Origin of the sequence: Halorubrum sp. 2020YC2 (assembly GCF_018623055.1) — an archaeon.
Classification (GTDB): Archaea; Halobacteriota; Halobacteria; order Halobacteriales; family Haloferacaceae; genus Halorubrum.
In genome coordinates this window covers 976,152-991,000 of the sequence record NZ_CP076019.1, presented here as the reverse complement: position 1 = coordinate 991,000, position 14,849 = coordinate 976,152, and the positions used below count along the sequence as shown (strand labels likewise).

Genomic DNA, 14,849 nt, shown 5'->3' with positions numbered 1-14,849 from the left:
TCTCGGCGGCGACGCCGGGCACATGAGCGACGCGCCGCCGACGACCGGGCTCCACCACGTCACGAACATCTGTACCGATATCGAGGAGACCACGGCGTTCTACGAGGACGTCCTCGGCTGGCACACGGTCAAGCGCACCCAGAACTACGACGACCCCGGGACGCCGCACTACTACTTCTCGCCCACGCCCCAGGGCGAGCCGGGGACCACCGTCACCTACTTCGAGTACCCGGACTCGCAGGGGACGCCCGGCCCGGGCGCGAGCCACCACTTCGCGTTCGGCGTCGCGGACGAGGAGACCCTCCACGAGTGGCGAGACCACCTGTTGAGCCACGACGTCCGCGTCTCCGAGGTGAAGGACCGCACCTACTTCAAGAGCGTCTACTTCACCGACCCCGACGGCCTCGTCTTCGAGTTGGCGACGCAAGGACCGGGCTTCACCCGCGACGAGGCGGAGCCCGGCGGCGAGGTCATCGACCCGTTCGAAGAGGGGTGCGAGAACTAAGCGCGGCCGACCGAGCGCGTCCGTCGCCCCGCGCCGCGCGCGGTCACTCCCCGCCTTCGACCAGCGCCGCGAACCGGTCGAGCGCGCGCCGACAGACGGGGACGTACGGGGCCGCGAGCAGCGGGACCTCGATCACCGCCCGACACCGACCCCCCTCTCCCGAGTAGCGCTCGACGCGGTGCCCGGTCGCGGGGACGCCGGCGACCGCCCAGTCCCACCGGAGCCGCGTCGCGGCCGTCACCCGGAACGGGACCCACGCGCCCGCGACCCGGACCCGCCCGGTGGTTCCGCTCTCGACGTACCGCTCCGTGCTCTCGGCGCCGCGGACGGACGGACTCCACTTGGGCCACCGCCGGGTGTCCCGGAGCGCCTTCGCGGTCGCTTCCGGCCGCCCGTCGACGTCGCGGCCGACCGCGAGCGTCGCCCCCTCCCTGACCACCCCGGTTCGGTCGTCGCGGTCGGAATCTCCGAACACGTCGCGTCCTCCGGAGCCGGCGCCCCTCATCGCTGCGGTCGACCACACATATCCGCACGATCGTCCGGTTTCGGGCGTGAATTCCGGTTGTAATTCGCGTTCCGTCCACCGATCCGGAGCGACTCGCGTCGACAAATATTAATACCTTATATGCTATCAGGACTCATTATCTCTTTCCACGAAGGGTTAATACGGAGGTCAGCGGTATCGGGAGTCAATATGGCAAGCGATCGCGACACCATGAAAGACGTCTCGCACACAGCGCCCAACGACACCTCCGCGGACGCCGTCTGGGAACGAGGACGGGGACCGGTCGAGGAAGAGGAAGAAGAGGAGTAACGCGCCGAACGTCGCGGTTTTCTCTCGGCTTTCGCGGGCCGCATAGCACCCCGTTCGGGGCGCTCGCGGACCGACCCGGGTCCGCTCTCACGACTCCGGCGCCGCTCGGTCCGGGTCCCCGGCGTCTCGGCGGTCCCCCCGTTCGGTCTCCGTCTCGGCCGTCTCGACGCCGAACTCCTCCGCCTCCGGGGGTGCCCGACCGAGCATCGCCCGCAGCGACGACCACGCCTGCCGCCTGTCGCCCCCCTTCGAGATCGGTATCCCGGGGAACGACGCCGCCGGGTGGGTTGTCTCGGGACCGAGGTGGTCCATGTGGGCGGCTATCCACGCGAACGCGGCCGAGAAGGCCGTGAGAACCGCGAAAGAGACCCACGATTCGGCGGCCGTGAGCCCCGCCGCGCCCACGACGACGCCGGCGGTCACGTAGACGAAGGCGACGAAGATCAAAAGCACTGTCACCGTCGCCAAGAGGTCGTTGACCGCGGTGACGCGGGCGTTGTAGTCGATCCACTCGGCGTAGCTCCGGAGCAGTCGCTCGTCGAACTCGGCGGCGTCGCCCGAGTCGGTGCCGACCGAGTCCGCGTCCGCGGCCCGCGGTCTGTCGCCGCGCTCGGCGGCGATCACCCTGTCGACGGCCCTGAGGTCGAGACCCCCGCGGAGGTCGGAGGCGGTGTAGGTGACCGCGGCGAGGCCGGTCGACGCGAGCAGGAGGAGCCCGCCGACCACGGTGAAGGGGTTGAGGAACGCCGCGAGGTCGACGGTCGTCTGGACGACGATCGACCCGCCCGTGACGACGATTCCGATGAGCAGCAGGTTCGCCTTCAGGATCTCGATCGCCTTGTTGTCGATCTCGCGGAGCCGCTCGACCTAGTAGTCGAACGTGGTGCGTAGCTCCTCGCGGGTGGTCGCCGCGACGGCCGGGTCGAGCGCGGCGTCGCCGGCGGACCCCTCGGAGGCGGCGTCCGCGACGCGCTCGGCCGACGGTTCGGTCGCGACGCCCTCGGTCCCCTCGTCGGGACGGTCCGTCGCGGCGGCACCGCCGGCGTCGTCCGGCGCGTCGTCGCGCCCGCCCGCCGCTCCCCGTCGATCGCTCATACGGACGGTGTTCTCGAAGCGCCGTCCTAAGGCTACCGGCGGGACGACCCGACGAGATGGCCGGAAGCGACGGGGACCGTTCTCGCCGCCGATAACCGCGGGCGTGGGTTTAACCCGGCCGACGACGAAGCCGCACGCATGATCGAGGTGTCGGGGCTACGGAAGACCTACGGCGACTTCGCGGCCGTGGTCGACAGCGACTTCTCCGTCGACGACGGGGAGGTGTTCGGGATCGTCGGCCCGAACGGGGCCGGGAAGACGACGACGCTCAAGGTTATCGCCGGCCTCGTGGAGCCGACCGACGGTGAGGTGACCGTCGCCGGGTTCGACGCTTCCGACCCCGAGATGCGCCGCCACCTCGGGTTCCTGCCGGAGGAGTCGCCGCTGTACGAGGAGATGACCGCGCGGTCGTACCTCCGCTTCTTCGCCGACCTCTACGACGTACCCCGGGAGGCCGCGGACGAGCGGATCGAGGCCGCGCTCGACCGCCTCGAACTGGACCACCGCGAGCGCCGCCTCGGAGACGTCTCGAAGGGGATGAAACGCAAGGTCGCCATCGCGCGCTCGCTCGTCAACGACCCGGACGTGCTGGTGTACGACGAGCCGGCCTCCGGGCTCGACCCCGTGACGACGAACTCCGTGCTGGCGTTCACCCGCGAGCTCCGCGAGACCGGGAAGACGGTCGTCTTCTCCGCGCACAACCTCTACCACGTCGAGTCCGTCTGCGACCGCGTCGTGGTGATGAACGAGGGCCGGATCGTCGCCCGCGGGAGCGTCGACGGGATCCGCGAGCGACACGGCGAGACGACCTACCGCGTGTTCACCGACGTCGAGCCGACCGCGACGCCCGCGCTCGCGGACCTCGACGCGACGACCGAGGAGGTGGGCGACCGGTACCGGACGGCGGTCCCGAGCATGGACGCGGTCGACGCGGTCCGCGGGGCCGCCGCCGACGCCGGCGGCGAGGTCGTCGACATCCGGAGCCGCGAGCCGAGCCTCGAGGACGTGTTCCTCGACATCGTCGGCCGACCGATGCCCGGGCGGTACACCGGCGACCTCGGCGGTGATGAAACCGAAGCCGAGAGCGACGCCGGCGGCGACGAATCGGAAACCGGGACGACGAAGACGACGGCGACGGAGGCGACCGAGTGATCGACCGGCTGCGTCGCGTCGGCCGCCGGCTCGCCGTCGCCGTCCGCCGCGTCCTCCGGGTCGCGAGGTGGGAATCAGCCCGCGCGTCCGGCGGCGTCGACCGCCGGACGCTGGCGGCCGGAGTCGCGCTCCTCCTCGTCGCCGGCGGCGTCGTCGGCGTCGGCGTGGCAACCGGCGTCGCCGGGCTCGACGTCGACCGCGACGTGTATCGGGTCGGCGTCGACCCCGGGTCGCCGTACGCGGACGCGATCGACGAGGCGGCGTCGCTCCGGCCCGTCCCGGCCGGGACGGCGTCGCTGGGTGACACCGCGGACGCGGTCGTGGTGACGGTGGTCCGTCCGGGCTCCGGCGGCGACTCGATCGACGCCGCGGACGTCGAGGAGGTCGTCGTCCGTGCGACGGACACGCGGAAGGGCGAGGCGGCGGCCGCGTCGGTCCGCGAGGCGGTCGAGGCGCACAACGAGCGGCTGATGCGCGCCGAGCCGAACCGAACCGCGGCGTTTCCGGTCGCCGTCACGCTCCGGTACGTCGGGCGGACGACCGGATTCGACGACGCGGCGACGCTCGGCGGGAGCAACGGCGACTCGACGGGCGGTTCGGACGGGGGGAGTGGCGGGGGAGATAGCGACGGGAGCGGCAGCGACGCGGGCGACGGCGAGTCGACAGCTGGCAACGGCGACGACGCGACGGACGGCGACGCGGGCGGCGAGACCGGGTCCGTCGATGCCGACGGGTCGAGCGACGACGACGGCGGCCTCGCGGTGCCGTCGATCGGCGGCGGCGCCTTCGGCGCGGACACGGTCGGCTCGCCGGGGTCGATCACGCCCCCGTTCCCGTTCACCTCGCTGCTGTTGGCGTTCGCCTTCCTCGTCCCGATGAACTTCCTGATCCAGGCGTACGGCTCCTCGGTCCTCAACGAGCGGACGAACCGCCGGGGGGAGCCGCTGCTCGTCACGCCGCTGTCGCCGGCGGAGATCGTCGCCGGGAAGACGCTGCCGTACGCCGCGGCCGCCGCGGTCGTCACGACGCTCATCGCGCTCGCGGTCGGCGGCGGGGCGCTCTCGGTGATCGCCGTGGCGCCGGTCGCGGCGGCGTTCCTCGGGGCCACCTTCGTCGGCGCGATGTTCGCGCGCTCGTTCAAGGAGCTCACCTTCGTCACGGTGGGCGTGAGCGTCCTGCTGACCACCTACGCGTTCGTCCCGGCCATCTTCACGAACGTGACGCCCGTCGCGCTCGTCTCGCCGCTGACGCTCGTCGTCTTCGACCTCCAGGGCGAGGCGGTCTCGGCCGGCGAGGTGCTCTTCTCGACGGCGCCGATGGCGGTCGGCGCGGCGCTGCTGTTCGGGCTCGGACTCGGCGTCTACCGCGAGGAGGACATGTTCTCGCAAAAGCCCGTGACCCGGAAGTTCCTCGACGCGCTCGCGGTGCGGCTCTCCGCGGTGCCGGTCGGGGGCGGAATCCTCGACCGCGGCCGCCTCCGCGCGCTCGGCTCGGTCGCGTTCCTCACCGCCTGTACGATCCCCTTCGTGTTCGTCGCGGAGCTACTGGCCGTCGCGGTGCTTTTCGCGCTGCCGGTCACGGTATCGATCCCGGTGCTGCTCGTGACCATCGCGTTCATCGAGGAGGTCGCGAAGAGCGTCGGTCTCTACGCCGGCTTCGAGCGCGGCGTCTTCGAGCGGACGGGCGGAGACCGCGACGGGACGCTCCGCCTCGCGCTCGCGGTCGGCCTCGCCTCGGGGACCGGGTTCTTCCTCGCGGAGAAGGCCACCGCGGTCGTTCAGGCGGTCGGACTCACGGAGCTTTTCATCGGCCGCGCCGCCTTCGGAGACGTGGCCGGGCTCTCTGGGTTCCCCCCGATCGCGCTGGCGGCGCTGTTCTTCGCGCCGCTCGTCCTCCACGTCGCGACGACGACCGTCGCGAGCGTCGGCGCGAGCCGCGGGCGGACCGCCTACGCGCTGGCGCTGATCCTGGCGACGCTGGGGCACGCCGCGTACAACGTCGGGGTGGTGAGCCTTGGATAGCCGCCTGACGATCGCCGGGCGGGAGCTGGCGGGGCTGCGCGCCGAGAAGACGATCCTGCTGGCGATCGGGATCCAGCTTTTCATCGCCGCGTTCTCGTCGTTCCTCGTCGTCGGGCTCGTCTCGATGTACGACCCGGGCGCGCTCGACGGGGCGGAGATCGAGGTCGCGGCCGCGGGCGACGCGGTCGAGGACCTACAGCGCGCCGCGAGCGAGGTCCCCGGCGCCTCCGTCACGCCGTACGCCGACGCGGACGCGGCGCGGAGTGCCTTCGAGCGGAACGCGGCCGACGCGGCGGTGGTCGCGACTCGCACGGAGTCGGGGCGGGTATCGACCGCCGTCACCGCCCCCGATTCCACCGTGGAGACGACGGTGATCGTGGTGCAGCTGCGCGAGCTGTTGCGCACCTACGAGCTGAACGAGCGCGAGCGGCGGGCCTCGTACCTCGAGGAGTCGCCGCTGCCGCTCCCCGACCGGGGGGAGACCAGCCCGTACTTCTCGTTCACCTACACCGTGTTGATCCCGGTCTTGGTCTTCCTCCCGGTGTTCATCTCGGGGTCGCTCGTCGTCGACTCGATCACGGAGGAGCTGGACCGAGGGACCATGGAGCTGCTCCGGGTCGCGCCCGTCACGCTCCCCGAGATCGTCGATGGGAAGGCGGCCGCGGCGATCGGCATCGCCCCCGGACAGGCGCTGCTGTGGCTGCTCCTCTTGGAGGCGAACGGGACCTCGGTCGCGAACGTCGGGCCGATCCTCGCGCTGATGACCGCGCTGACGACGCTCGTCGTCGCGGTCGCGGTCGGCATCTCGTCGGTCGCGCCGGACCGCCGGGCGGCGCAGCTGCTCTACCCGGTCGCGGTCCTCGTCCTGTTCGGCGGCGCGACGGCGATGGCCGGCGGCCCCGCCAACGCGGTCGCCCGCCTCGCCATCGACAGCGCGGACGCGACGACGGGCGTCCTCGTGGTCGAGTACGCCGTCATCGCGGCGGCCGCGTATCTCGGCGTCCGCCGCCTCGTCGCCGTCGAAGGGTTCGGTCGCTGAGCGGGTCGGTCTCCGGCGCAGTCTATCACGGGACCGGTCACTCACCGAAGCGGTCGCCCAGCCGCTTCGCGGTCGGGAGCCGCCACCCGCGCGCGACGGCCACGAGCCGGAGGCCGACCGTCACCGCCGCGCACGTCGCGGCCGCGAGCCCCGAGGGCGCGCCGAGCGCCCCGGCGACCCAGTACGCGACGCCGCCCAACACCGCGCAGGACGCGTAGAAGTCCTCGAAGAGGATGAAGGGAGCGCGGTCGAGCAGGATGTCGGCGAGCGCGCCGCCGCCGACGGCGTTGATCGTCGCGACGGCGACGACGCCGAACGCGGACACCCCGGCGTCCGTCGCGACGATGGCGCCGGTGGTCGCGAACGCGGCGAGGCCGACGGCGTCCGCGACGAGCGTCACCGGGTGCTCGTCCGGGGAGGCGAGCCACGCGCTCAGCGCGACGGCGAGCGCGACGCCGAGCAGTCCGAGGAGTATCTCGACCGGCGAGCGTAAGACGAGCGGGACGCGCGCGACGAGGAGGTCGCGGGTGACGCCGCCGGCGAACGCCATCGCCAGCCCGACGACGGCGACGCCGAAGAGGTCGAACTCCTCGCGGACCGCCTTGCTCGCGCCGACCAGCGCGAACGCGACCAGCCCGACCGTGTTCATGACCGCGAACGGGTCGCCGAAGAGGACCGCCGAGACGCTCCCCGTCACCCGCCGAAGGCGCCGAGGCTCGACTGTAGCTCCCGCTCCGGCACGGCGTCGGTCAGCTCGTGGCCGACCAGGTCGCGGGCGTCGACCGCGTACGTCGACCCGCCGCGGTCGAGCACGAGCGCCCGCCCCTTCCAGCCGCGGACGGTCCCCGCGGCCATCGTCTCGGAGACGGGGCGGTCGTCGAGGCCGAGCCCGTAGTCGAAGTCGAACCGCTCGATCGGGTCGAACCGGTCCAGCAGGGCCTCCCACGCGGCCTCGTCGACCGCGCGCCCGAACCCGTCGAGCTTCGTCGGGACGCGGACGCGGTCGACGAGGTCGTCGCCGGCGGCCAGCTCCGACTCCACCTCGCGAGCGATCCGACCGTTCGAGAATGTCCGAATGTGCGCCGCGCGGTCCGCGCCCTGCTCGCGGAGGCGGGTCCCGAGCCGCCACTCCTTGGTGACGCCGACCTTCAGCACGTCGGGCGCGAACGCGGCGAGGTACATCGCGTGGGTCTCGTGACAGTCCATCTCGTCTTTCAGGCACGTCCCGGTACACCGGGCGCACACCCAGACGCGCGAGTGTCCGTCGCAGTACGGCGCGTCGGTCGCGTCGCAGGCGACGTGGTCGCCCTCGTGGACCGTCCCCGCGCAGCGCCGTTCCCCGAGTCCGAAGGCGAGTTCGGTGCCCGGGTCGACCTCCACGTAGTCGACGTCGCCGTCGCTCGCGACGTAGAGTCCGCCGCCGACCGGCCCGTCCGCCTCGGGGACCGGACCCCGTTCCGAGTCGCCGTTCGCGTCCGGGGGCCGCTCGCGACGTCCGTCTCGTAGCCGACGACCTGCACGCCGAGCCGTAGGGGAAGCCGGGGCTTATAGGCGTCGTCGGACGCCCGGGACGCGGGGCGGACCGCGACCCGCCCGCCGAGGAACTTTACCCGAGGCCGCCGCAGACGGGGGCATGCTCGACGCGGCGCTCGCGGCGACCGAGACCGACGACGGAGTGACGCTCTCCCTGCGGATCGAGAACCCGGGACCGGACCCCGTCACGCTCGACTTCCGGACGGGCCAGCGCGCGGAGTTCACCGCCTATCCGGCGGACGGGAACGAGACCGGGTCCGAGGGGGAGCGGCCCGACCCCGTCTGGCGGTACGGCGCCGGCCGGATGTTCACGCAGGCGCTCGGCAGCGAGACCCTCGACCCGGGCGAGGCGGTCGCCTACGAGGGAGCGTGGCGGAGTCCGCCTTCGGGGACCTTCCGAGTCGTCGGCGAGGTCGCGGCGACGGACTGTGACACGCGCGCGGCGACGAACGTCGACGTGGCCTGAGGGCGGCGACGGACCGCGACGCCCGCGGTGTCTCGGACCGAGATTTATTAGTGAACCCGGACTCGGACTCCGGGCATGCGCACGGCAGCCCTCCCCCCGGTCGTCGCCGCGGGCGTCGCGCTCGCGGTCAGCGGAATCAGGCGGCTCGCGCCGATCATACTGGAGTCCCCGGTCTCGCTTCCCTCCGGCGAGCAGCTCTCCGTCTACCTCATGAGCGCCCAGTTCGCGGGGTTCGTGCTGGTGTACGGCCTGCTGTTCGGCGTCGCGCTCGCGTCGGGCCTGCGCGACGCCGACGTCTCCGCGACGTCGACGGCGCTGGCGACGGGCGCGAGCGCGACCGTCGCGTTCCTCGTCGGGTCGGGCGCGGTCCTCTGGTACCTCGGCCCGGACCGAGGTCCCGTCACCGCCGCCGCCTTCGTCGTCGGCGCGAGCCTCGGCGTCGGCGTCCAGTTCGCGGTCGTCGCGTACGCGGGCGTCGCGCTCGGCGCCGACCGCCGCGGCGGCTCGAATCCGACCCCGCCCTGATCACGTCGACCTCGCCCTGATCACGTCGGGTCCGCCCCGATCACGTCGAGTTCGCCCCGATCACGTCGAGTCCGCCGCGTCGCCGTGGACCGCGCGCTCGACCGCGACCGTCAGCCGCTCGCGCGTGCGGTGGCTCGCCTCGGCGTCGGTCTCGACCTCGATCAGGTGCGACCCCGCTTCCTCGTGCGCCCGTGAGACCGCGTCGGCGACCTCGTCCGCGGCCGCGGCCGCGCGCTCCGCCGGGGTCTCGCCGCGGTCAGCGAGCGCGTCGGGACGCGCGTCGACGCGGGCGTATTCCAGCCCGTGAAGCGCCGAGAGCGGCTCGAAGTCCAGCCCGTGCGGCGTCTTGAACGACTCGGTGAACGGCGGCTCGAACGACTCTATCGGGAGCTTGTGGAAGATGCCGCCGCCGTCGTTGTTGACCGCCACGACCGTCGCGTCGACGTCGCAGCGCTCGACCGCGAGCAGGCCGTTCGAGTCGTGATACAGGGCGAGGTCGCCGACGACGAGCGTGATGTCGTCGGTCGTGCCGGCGCCCGCGCCGAGCGCGCCGGACACGACGCCGTCGATGCCGGAGACGCCCCGGTTGCCGAGCGCGGTGATGTTCGCGGTCGTCGGCCCGACGAACCGGTCGAGGTCTCGGACGGGCATCGAGTTGGAGACGAAAAGCGTCGCCGGGCCGGGGAGCGCGTCCGCGACCGCGCGGAGCGCGTCGCCCTCGTGGAACCCCGCGGCGGCCTCGTCCGTCGCCGCCGCCTCGGGGTCTCTGGCGTGGATCGCCTCCGCGGCCCGGTCCGCCGCCTCCCATTGAGCGCGCCAGTCGGGGTCTCCGCTCCCGCCCCCGACGAGCCGCGAGAGGCGGGCGCAGAGCCGGCTCGGCTCCGCGACGACGAGGTCGGTCGCGGCGAACTCCGCCTCCCGCCAGCGCCCGGCGGGGTCGACCTGGTACTGGTCGGCGCCCGTCCCGGCGAGGTACTTCCGGAGCCGCTTCGATGTCGGGGAAGCGCCGAGTCGGAGGACGAGGTCGGGGTCGGTCCACCCGCCGTCGCCCTCGAGGCCGCTCGCGGCCTCTCCGCCGCTCGCGTCCTCTTCGCCGCCCGCGTCGCCCTCGCCGCCAGCGAGGCCGGCCGAGAGGTACGCGTCGTATCCCCCGATCACGGGCGCGACGCGCGTGTGCCCGCCGTACCGCAGTCCGGAGAGCGGGTCGGCCAGGACGGGGAACCCCGTCGCGTGCGCGAGCGCCGTGACGGCCTCGGGGTCGAGTCCCGGCGGGTCGGTCGGGCCGGCGACGATCAGGCCGCGGTCCGCGTCGCCCAGCTCGGCCGCGAGCGTCCGAAGCTCGTCGTCGCCCGGCTCGGGCGCGCCGGGCGTCACGTCGACGTAGGGACCGTCGCGGCCGCGCTCGGCCGCCTCGGGCAGGTCGTCGGGCACGTCGCCGGGGACCGGCGTCGGCTCCAGCGGCTTCTTAAATGGGACGTTGAGGTGGACCGGTCCCTGGTCGGCGCCCTCGGCGGTCGCGACGGCGCGGGCGACGGTGGTGCGCAGCGACCGGAGCGCCCGGTCGTCCGCCGCCGGCTCCGGGAGATCTTTATAAAAGCGCACGGCGTCGCCGTACAGCTTCTCCTGGTCGGCGGTCTGGTTCGCGCCGGAGTCGCGGAGCTCCGGCGGCCGGTCCGCGGTGAGCGCGAGCAGCGGGACGCGGGCCTCGCTCGCCTCCATCACGGCCGGGTGATAGTTGGCGGCGGCGGTGCCGGAGGTACAGATCAGCGGCGTCACGCGGCCGGTCCTGCGGGCGCGGCCGAGCGCGAAGTACGCGGCGGAGCGCTCGTCGAGCTGCGAGAACACGCGGAGCTCGTCGTGGCCCGCGGCGGCGACGGTCAGCGGCGTCGAGCGGCTGCCGGGCGAGGCGACGACGGCGTCGACGCCCGCGGCGACGAGCTCGTCGACGAGCGCGGTCGCCCACAGGACGTTCCGGTTCGGCGCGGTCATTACCGCCGCTTCGGTCTCCGTCGTAAATACTCCGGCGGGTTCGGTCGACGGTCGGGCGGGCGAACGCGCTCGCCGCCGCGCGGGTCGACCTCCTCACTCCGACTCCGAGGGCGATTCCCGCCCGGTCACCTTCCGCACGCAGGAGGAGCCGAAGGGGCCGAGTTCGCCGGCGTCTAACTGGACGAAATGGCCCGTCGAGATGGAGGTCCCGCACCGCCGGCACTCGAACTCGCCCTCGCGGGCGACGACCTGACTGTCGTACTCGACGTAGGTCCCGTTGCGGCGGACCCGGAGCCGGGCGCCCTCGCGGTCGATGACTCCGCGTTTCTCGGCGGCGTCGAGGATGTCGCGGGTGAGCGCCGGGCTGGTGGTGAGCGTCTCGATCCGGTCGACCGCGGCCGCGAGGTCCAGCTCCTCGCGTTCGAGGTGGGCCAGCAGCTCCACGCCGAGCTCCAGCTTCTCCTCGCGGGTCGACGGCTCCGTCACGCCCGGCGAGACGGCGCGACCCCTCTTAAGTCGGCTGGATGGCGGCCGGGATCGGATGGAGAGGCTTGTCCCCGGGGCGCCGCGAACCGGCAGACTCACGTCCGTCGGCCGACACGTTCCGCCGTGGCCAGATCCAGCGACCGGTCCCGCCGCCGCCCCGCCTACCGGAGCCGGCCGAACGAGTTCTACTGGCTGTGGATCGCGGCGACCGCGACGTACGGGGTCGGGGACGTCGTCTCCACTATCGCCTTCCTCCGGTACGTCCCGACGATAGCGGAGGCGAATCCGGTCGTGCGGATCGCGCTGGAGTCGTTCGGGCTCTCCGGCCTCGTGGCGCTGAAGATCGCCGTCTACCTCGTCATGCTCTGGATCAGCGTCGAGGGCGCTCGCGAGGGGGACGGCCTGCTGTACTACTTCCCGCCGGTACTGCTCACGGCGACGGGGACCTACCTCACCGCGAGCAACCTGCGGCTGCTGTGGCTCTCCTGAGGAACGGGAGTGAGGCACCGGATGTCGTCCCGCCGACGGCGTCCGTTCGCCGTCGTCCCGAACGTGTTCGTGTCGCCCGACATCCGGCTGTAGCGTCGACGGGGAGGTACGATGTCCGAACTCGACGTCAGGGAGATTCCCCCGAACGAGCGGCACGGCCGGATCCACGACGCGTTCGACGACCTGGAGCCTGGCGAGTCGCTCACGGTAGTCAACGACCACGACCCGAAGCCGCTCTACTACGAGCTGTCGGCCGAGGTCCCCGCGTTCGACGACGAGGCGTACGCGGTCGAGCACGAGGGGCCGGAGCGGTCGTACACGGCCACCACCTCGCCGTCGTCGTCGAGGGCGGGCGTGCCCCGCCCGAGGTAGTAGTCGGTCGAGGTGTCCGTGCCGGCGCCGACGTGGACCGTCAGGGTCGGTCGCGTGCGGCGACCGCTCGGGACTCCTTCGGTCGCCGCTACTGAATCCGCTCGATGCCGTCGTCCTCTGGCGACTCGAAGTCGACCGGGCGGCGCGGGAGGTCGTCGACGAACTCCCGGACGATGGTGCGCTCGACGCGTTGCAGCACCTCGCTACAGGTCGACTTCGCGATGCCGACGTGGTCGGCCACCTCGGTGAGCGTTGTCTCTCGGGGCACGTCGTAGTAGCCGCGGTCGACCGCCTCGAAGAGGACCTCGCGCTGGCGCTCCGTGAGCGACCCGCCGGGGTTGACGCGCTGTTGGACGTACTCGACCTCGAAGTCGGCGCCCACGTCGCGCAGCGCGTCACCGAACTCCGCGACGCGCTCGTGGTCGCCGGTGACGTCGACGCGGGCGACGCCGTCGCGGATCTCGACCGGCATCTCGATGGGGACCCCCGCCTTGCGCGCGACCATCTGGAGGAGCGGGACGAGCGCCTCGACCTGAACGGTCACCATCCCGTCGTCCTCGGCCATTACCGAGGTGTGCGTGATCGTGTCGTGGTCCTCGACCGCGTCGAGGATCGGGTCGGTGTCGTCCGCGGTGATCCGGACCAGCGCGAACCCTGCGCCGTCGTCCGGCGTCGCGGTCAGTACCTGGAACCGCGCGTCCGGGAACTCCCGCGAGACGTCACCGACCCACGGGCCGTCCGGGATGTCTACGCGGAGGCGTGCCTGTGCCATACCGCCGATTCGGCGCCCGGCGTGGAAGTACCTTCGGCTCCGCGCTCGTCGGAACATGTTCGCACGAAACGACCCGGGGATCGGGTCCGTTCGTCGAAACATGAGCTCCGTACCCGGCGATCCGGCGGCGGTCGAACGGGCGGTGACAGAGCGGACGGACGCCCCGACCGGGGGGAAGACCGTCTCCCTCGACGTCCGGAACCTCGGGCCGCCGAAGCCGCTGCGCGAGACGCTCGAACGCGTCGAGACGCTCGGCGACGAGGACGTGTTGGTCCAGTACAACGACCGGACCCCGCAGTTCCTCTTCCCCCGGCTGGAGGACCGCGGGTTCGCGCACGCGGAGGTCGAGACGGACGCGACCGACGCGGCCGTGACGGCCATCTGGCCGGCCGACGGCGAGGAGACGGTTTCGGACGAGCGGGCCGGCGAGGGCGACGCGGGCGCGAACGACGCGACCGCGACGTAACTACCGAGCGTTTTGAATTACTGAGACCTGTTGTCGCCTCGCCCACCGGTTCCGACGCGTCACGCGCAGGATTCGGAACGGCGTCGAACGCGTCGGTCGCATCCGGGTGCCGCTACGTCCCGCGCAGCGCCCGCCACTTCGCGGCGACGAACCCCGCCAGAATGAACGCGAACCCGACGACGGTCGCCGGAGTCACTTCCTGTCCGAGTACGATCCAGCCCGCCAGCGCCGCGAACACGGGAATCACGTACTCGATGAAGCTCATTTCGATAGGGCCGAGGTCGTCGAGGAGCGTGAAGTACAGCAGGAAGCCGCCGACGCCGGCGACCGCAGAGAGGTACGCGACGGCGCCGAGCGCGGACGGGGTCCACGCGGCGGTCGCGAACGACTGCCCGGGGAGCGCGAGCACGGCGGCGTGGAGTACCGCCGCGCCGACAGCCATCATCCACGCTTGTGTGGAGAGGAACGGCATCGACGGCGATCGGCTGTGCGTGACGACTGCGGCGACGGCGAACGCGAGCGCGGACGCGAACACGAGCGCGACGCCGAGGACGCTGTCCGCGAGGTTCGCGGGGTCGGGATCCGCGATGACGACGACGCCGACGAACCCGAGCGCGACGCCGAGCGCGGTCGCGGCGGTGAACTCCTCGTCGGTGGAGACGAGCCCCGTGAGCGCGGGCGTCACCACGGGGACGAGCCCCAACAGCACGGCGGCGACGCCCCCAGTAACGTACCGCTGGCCGGCGAAGAGGAACGCGTGGTGGGCGCCGATGGTGAGGGCTCCACCGACGAGCACGTAAACGTAGTCGTCGCGGGTCCGGGGGCGGACGTCCACGCCGGAGGCGAGGACGGCGGCGAACAGCAGCACGGCGGCGACGTCGAATCGCACGGCTGCGAACGGGACCGCGGGGAGGTCCGCGAGGCCGACGTCCGTCGCCATGAACGCCGTTCCCCAGACGGCACACAGCAACAGGAAGCGGCCGGCCGTCCGGTAGCGACTCATTCACGGGGAGGTCGCCGCCGCCGGCGAAATACCCGTCGAACCGCCCCGGCACCCGCCCGCCGCTCCCTCGGGGGGAACACGTTCGGGAACGACCCCAAACGGATCGGGAGCGTAGCCGGGCG

The 14,849-nt window shown here is 72.5% G+C and carries 17 protein-coding genes and 1 pseudogene; 9 read left to right on the top strand and 9 right to left on the bottom strand.

Annotated elements, in window-relative coordinates; genetic code table 11:
• Positions 1–22: 22 nt before the first annotated feature.
• Positions 23–505, top strand: coding sequence for a VOC family protein (locus tag KI388_RS04865; RefSeq protein ID WP_215088244.1), 483 nt, complete (start codon positions 23–25; stop codon positions 503–505).
• A gap of 43 nt (positions 506–548) precedes the next feature.
• Here KI388_RS04865 and KI388_RS04860 read toward each other — a convergent pair whose 3' ends face one another.
• The 3 genes from KI388_RS04860 to KI388_RS15250 form a co-directional block, all read right to left on the bottom strand.
• The gene (locus tag KI388_RS04860) at positions 549–1,010 is read right to left on the bottom strand and encodes an SRPBCC family protein (RefSeq protein WP_215088243.1); all 462 of its coding nucleotides are present in this window, start codon (positions 1,008–1,010) and stop codon (positions 549–551) included.
• Between the two features lie 396 nt (positions 1,011–1,406).
• Positions 1,407–2,045 (bottom strand): hypothetical protein, encoded by a 639-nt coding sequence (locus tag KI388_RS15255; protein WP_251133216.1) that lies wholly within the window; start codon positions 2,043–2,045, stop codon positions 1,407–1,409.
• Positions 2,046–2,186: 141 nt separating this feature from the next.
• Positions 2,187–2,414, bottom strand: coding sequence for a hypothetical protein (locus KI388_RS15250; RefSeq protein ID WP_251133215.1), 228 nt, complete (start codon positions 2,412–2,414; stop codon positions 2,187–2,189).
• Between the two features lie 138 nt (positions 2,415–2,552).
• Between KI388_RS15250 and KI388_RS04850 the strand changes: the two genes are divergently transcribed.
• Genes KI388_RS04850 through KI388_RS04840 form a run of 3 tightly spaced genes read left to right on the top strand, consistent with a single transcriptional unit; the run spans position 2,553 to position 6,626 of the window.
• Positions 2,553–3,566 carry an ABC transporter ATP-binding protein gene (locus tag KI388_RS04850; RefSeq protein ID WP_215088242.1) on the top strand — a complete coding sequence of 338 codons (1,014 nt, stop codon included), beginning with the start codon at positions 2,553–2,555 and terminating at the stop codon, positions 3,564–3,566.
• Complete coding sequence (locus KI388_RS04845; RefSeq protein ID WP_215088241.1) at positions 3,563–5,587, top strand: PrsW family intramembrane metalloprotease; 2,025 nt, start codon at positions 3,563–3,565, stop codon at positions 5,585–5,587. Before KI388_RS04850 ends, KI388_RS04845 begins: the two co-directional genes overlap by 4 nt.
• Positions 5,580–6,626 (top strand): ABC transporter permease, encoded by a 1,047-nt coding sequence (locus KI388_RS04840; RefSeq protein ID WP_215088240.1) that lies wholly within the window; start codon positions 5,580–5,582, stop codon positions 6,624–6,626. Before KI388_RS04845 ends, KI388_RS04840 begins: the two co-directional genes overlap by 8 nt.
• Before the next feature lie 37 nt (positions 6,627–6,663).
• On the opposite strand, the gene KI388_RS04835 is transcribed toward KI388_RS04840, so the two are convergent.
• Together KI388_RS04835 and KI388_RS04830 are read right to left on the bottom strand one after the other, a co-directional pair.
• Complete coding sequence (locus KI388_RS04835; RefSeq protein WP_215088239.1) at positions 6,664–7,323, bottom strand: TRIC cation channel family protein; 660 nt, start codon at positions 7,321–7,323, stop codon at positions 6,664–6,666.
• Positions 7,320–8,006 (bottom strand): DUF2797 domain-containing protein, encoded by a 687-nt coding sequence (locus tag KI388_RS04830; RefSeq protein WP_251133214.1) that lies wholly within the window; start codon positions 8,004–8,006, stop codon positions 7,320–7,322. The genes KI388_RS04835 and KI388_RS04830 overlap by 4 nt, the downstream gene beginning before the upstream one ends.
• Before the next feature lie 253 nt (positions 8,007–8,259).
• Here KI388_RS04830 and KI388_RS04825 point away from each other — a divergent pair, with 253 nt between their 5' ends.
• Together KI388_RS04825 and KI388_RS04820 are read left to right on the top strand one after the other, a co-directional pair.
• Positions 8,260–8,625 carry a BsuPI-related putative proteinase inhibitor gene (locus KI388_RS04825; protein WP_215088238.1) on the top strand — a complete coding sequence of 122 codons (366 nt, stop codon included), beginning with the start codon at positions 8,260–8,262 and terminating at the stop codon, positions 8,623–8,625.
• A 75-nt stretch (positions 8,626–8,700) separates the two neighbouring features.
• The gene (locus tag KI388_RS04820) at positions 8,701–9,150 is read left to right on the top strand and encodes a hypothetical protein (RefSeq protein ID WP_215088237.1); all 450 of its coding nucleotides are present in this window, start codon (positions 8,701–8,703) and stop codon (positions 9,148–9,150) included.
• A gap of 60 nt (positions 9,151–9,210) precedes the next feature.
• On the opposite strand, the gene menD is transcribed toward KI388_RS04820, so the two are convergent.
• Together menD and KI388_RS04810 are read right to left on the bottom strand one after the other, a co-directional pair.
• On the bottom strand, positions 9,211–11,139 hold the full coding sequence (gene menD / locus KI388_RS04815) for a 2-succinyl-5-enolpyruvyl-6-hydroxy-3-cyclohexene-1-carboxylic-acid synthase (protein ID WP_215088236.1): 1,929 nt from the start codon (positions 11,137–11,139) through the stop codon (positions 9,211–9,213).
• Between the two features lie 93 nt (positions 11,140–11,232).
• The gene (locus tag KI388_RS04810) at positions 11,233–11,625 is read right to left on the bottom strand and encodes a DUF5830 family protein (RefSeq protein WP_215088235.1); all 393 of its coding nucleotides are present in this window, start codon (positions 11,623–11,625) and stop codon (positions 11,233–11,235) included.
• Between the two features lie 123 nt (positions 11,626–11,748).
• Here KI388_RS04810 and KI388_RS04805 point away from each other — a divergent pair, with 123 nt between their 5' ends.
• Both KI388_RS04805 and KI388_RS04800 read left to right on the top strand, forming a co-directional pair.
• Positions 11,749–12,114, top strand: a complete 366-nt coding sequence (locus KI388_RS04805) for a hypothetical protein (protein WP_215088234.1) — start codon at positions 11,749–11,751, stop codon at positions 12,112–12,114.
• A gap of 111 nt (positions 12,115–12,225) precedes the next feature.
• Positions 12,226–12,426: pseudogene (locus KI388_RS04800) on the top strand (DUF2249 domain-containing protein); the annotation flags it as partial.
• 148 nt (positions 12,427–12,574) lie between these two features.
• Here KI388_RS04800 and KI388_RS04795 read toward each other — a convergent pair.
• A complete protein-coding gene (locus KI388_RS04795; protein ID WP_215088233.1) occupies positions 12,575–13,315 on the bottom strand; it encodes a helix-turn-helix domain-containing protein in 741 nt (246 codons plus the stop codon).
• Between KI388_RS04795 and KI388_RS04790 the strand changes: the two genes are divergently transcribed.
• Positions 13,314–13,724, top strand: coding sequence for a DUF2249 domain-containing protein (locus KI388_RS04790; RefSeq protein ID WP_215088232.1), 411 nt, complete (start codon positions 13,314–13,316; stop codon positions 13,722–13,724). The two genes, KI388_RS04795 and KI388_RS04790, sit on opposite strands and share 2 nt — an antisense overlap.
• Before the next feature lie 112 nt (positions 13,725–13,836).
• Here the strand turns inward: KI388_RS04790 and KI388_RS04785 are convergent, their stop codons facing one another.
• Entirely contained in the window at positions 13,837–14,727 is an 891-nt protein-coding gene (locus KI388_RS04785) for a DMT family transporter (protein ID WP_215088231.1), read from the bottom strand.
• Positions 14,728–14,849: the final 122 nt, after the last annotated feature.

Excerpts from the sequence above, each read along its gene's own strand:
- KI388_RS04820 (WP_215088237.1), top strand. The coding sequence starts at position 8,701 with ATGCGCACGGCAGCCCTCCCCCCGGTCGTCGCCGCGGGCGTCGCGCTC.
- KI388_RS04850 (WP_215088242.1), top strand. The coding sequence starts at position 2,553 with ATGATCGAGGTGTCGGGGCTACGGAAGACCTACGGCGACTTCGCGGCC.
- KI388_RS04860 (WP_215088243.1), bottom strand. The coding sequence starts at position 1,010 with ATGAGGGGCGCCGGCTCCGGAGGACGCGACGTGTTCGGAGATTCCGAC.
- KI388_RS04865 (WP_215088244.1), top strand. The coding sequence starts at position 23 with ATGAGCGACGCGCCGCCGACGACCGGGCTCCACCACGTCACGAACATC.
- KI388_RS15250 (WP_251133215.1), bottom strand. The coding sequence starts at position 2,414 with ATGAGCGATCGACGGGGAGCGGCGGGCGGGCGCGACGACGCGCCGGAC.
- menD (WP_215088236.1), bottom strand. The coding sequence starts at position 11,139 with ATGACCGCGCCGAACCGGAACGTCCTGTGGGCGACCGCGCTCGTCGAC.
- KI388_RS04825 (WP_215088238.1), top strand. The coding sequence starts at position 8,260 with ATGCTCGACGCGGCGCTCGCGGCGACCGAGACCGACGACGGAGTGACG.
- KI388_RS04790 (WP_215088232.1), top strand. The coding sequence starts at position 13,314 with ATGTTCGCACGAAACGACCCGGGGATCGGGTCCGTTCGTCGAAACATG.
- KI388_RS04795 (WP_215088233.1), bottom strand. The coding sequence starts at position 13,315 with ATGTTCCGACGAGCGCGGAGCCGAAGGTACTTCCACGCCGGGCGCCGA.
- KI388_RS04785 (WP_215088231.1), bottom strand. The coding sequence starts at position 14,727 with ATGAGTCGCTACCGGACGGCCGGCCGCTTCCTGTTGCTGTGTGCCGTC.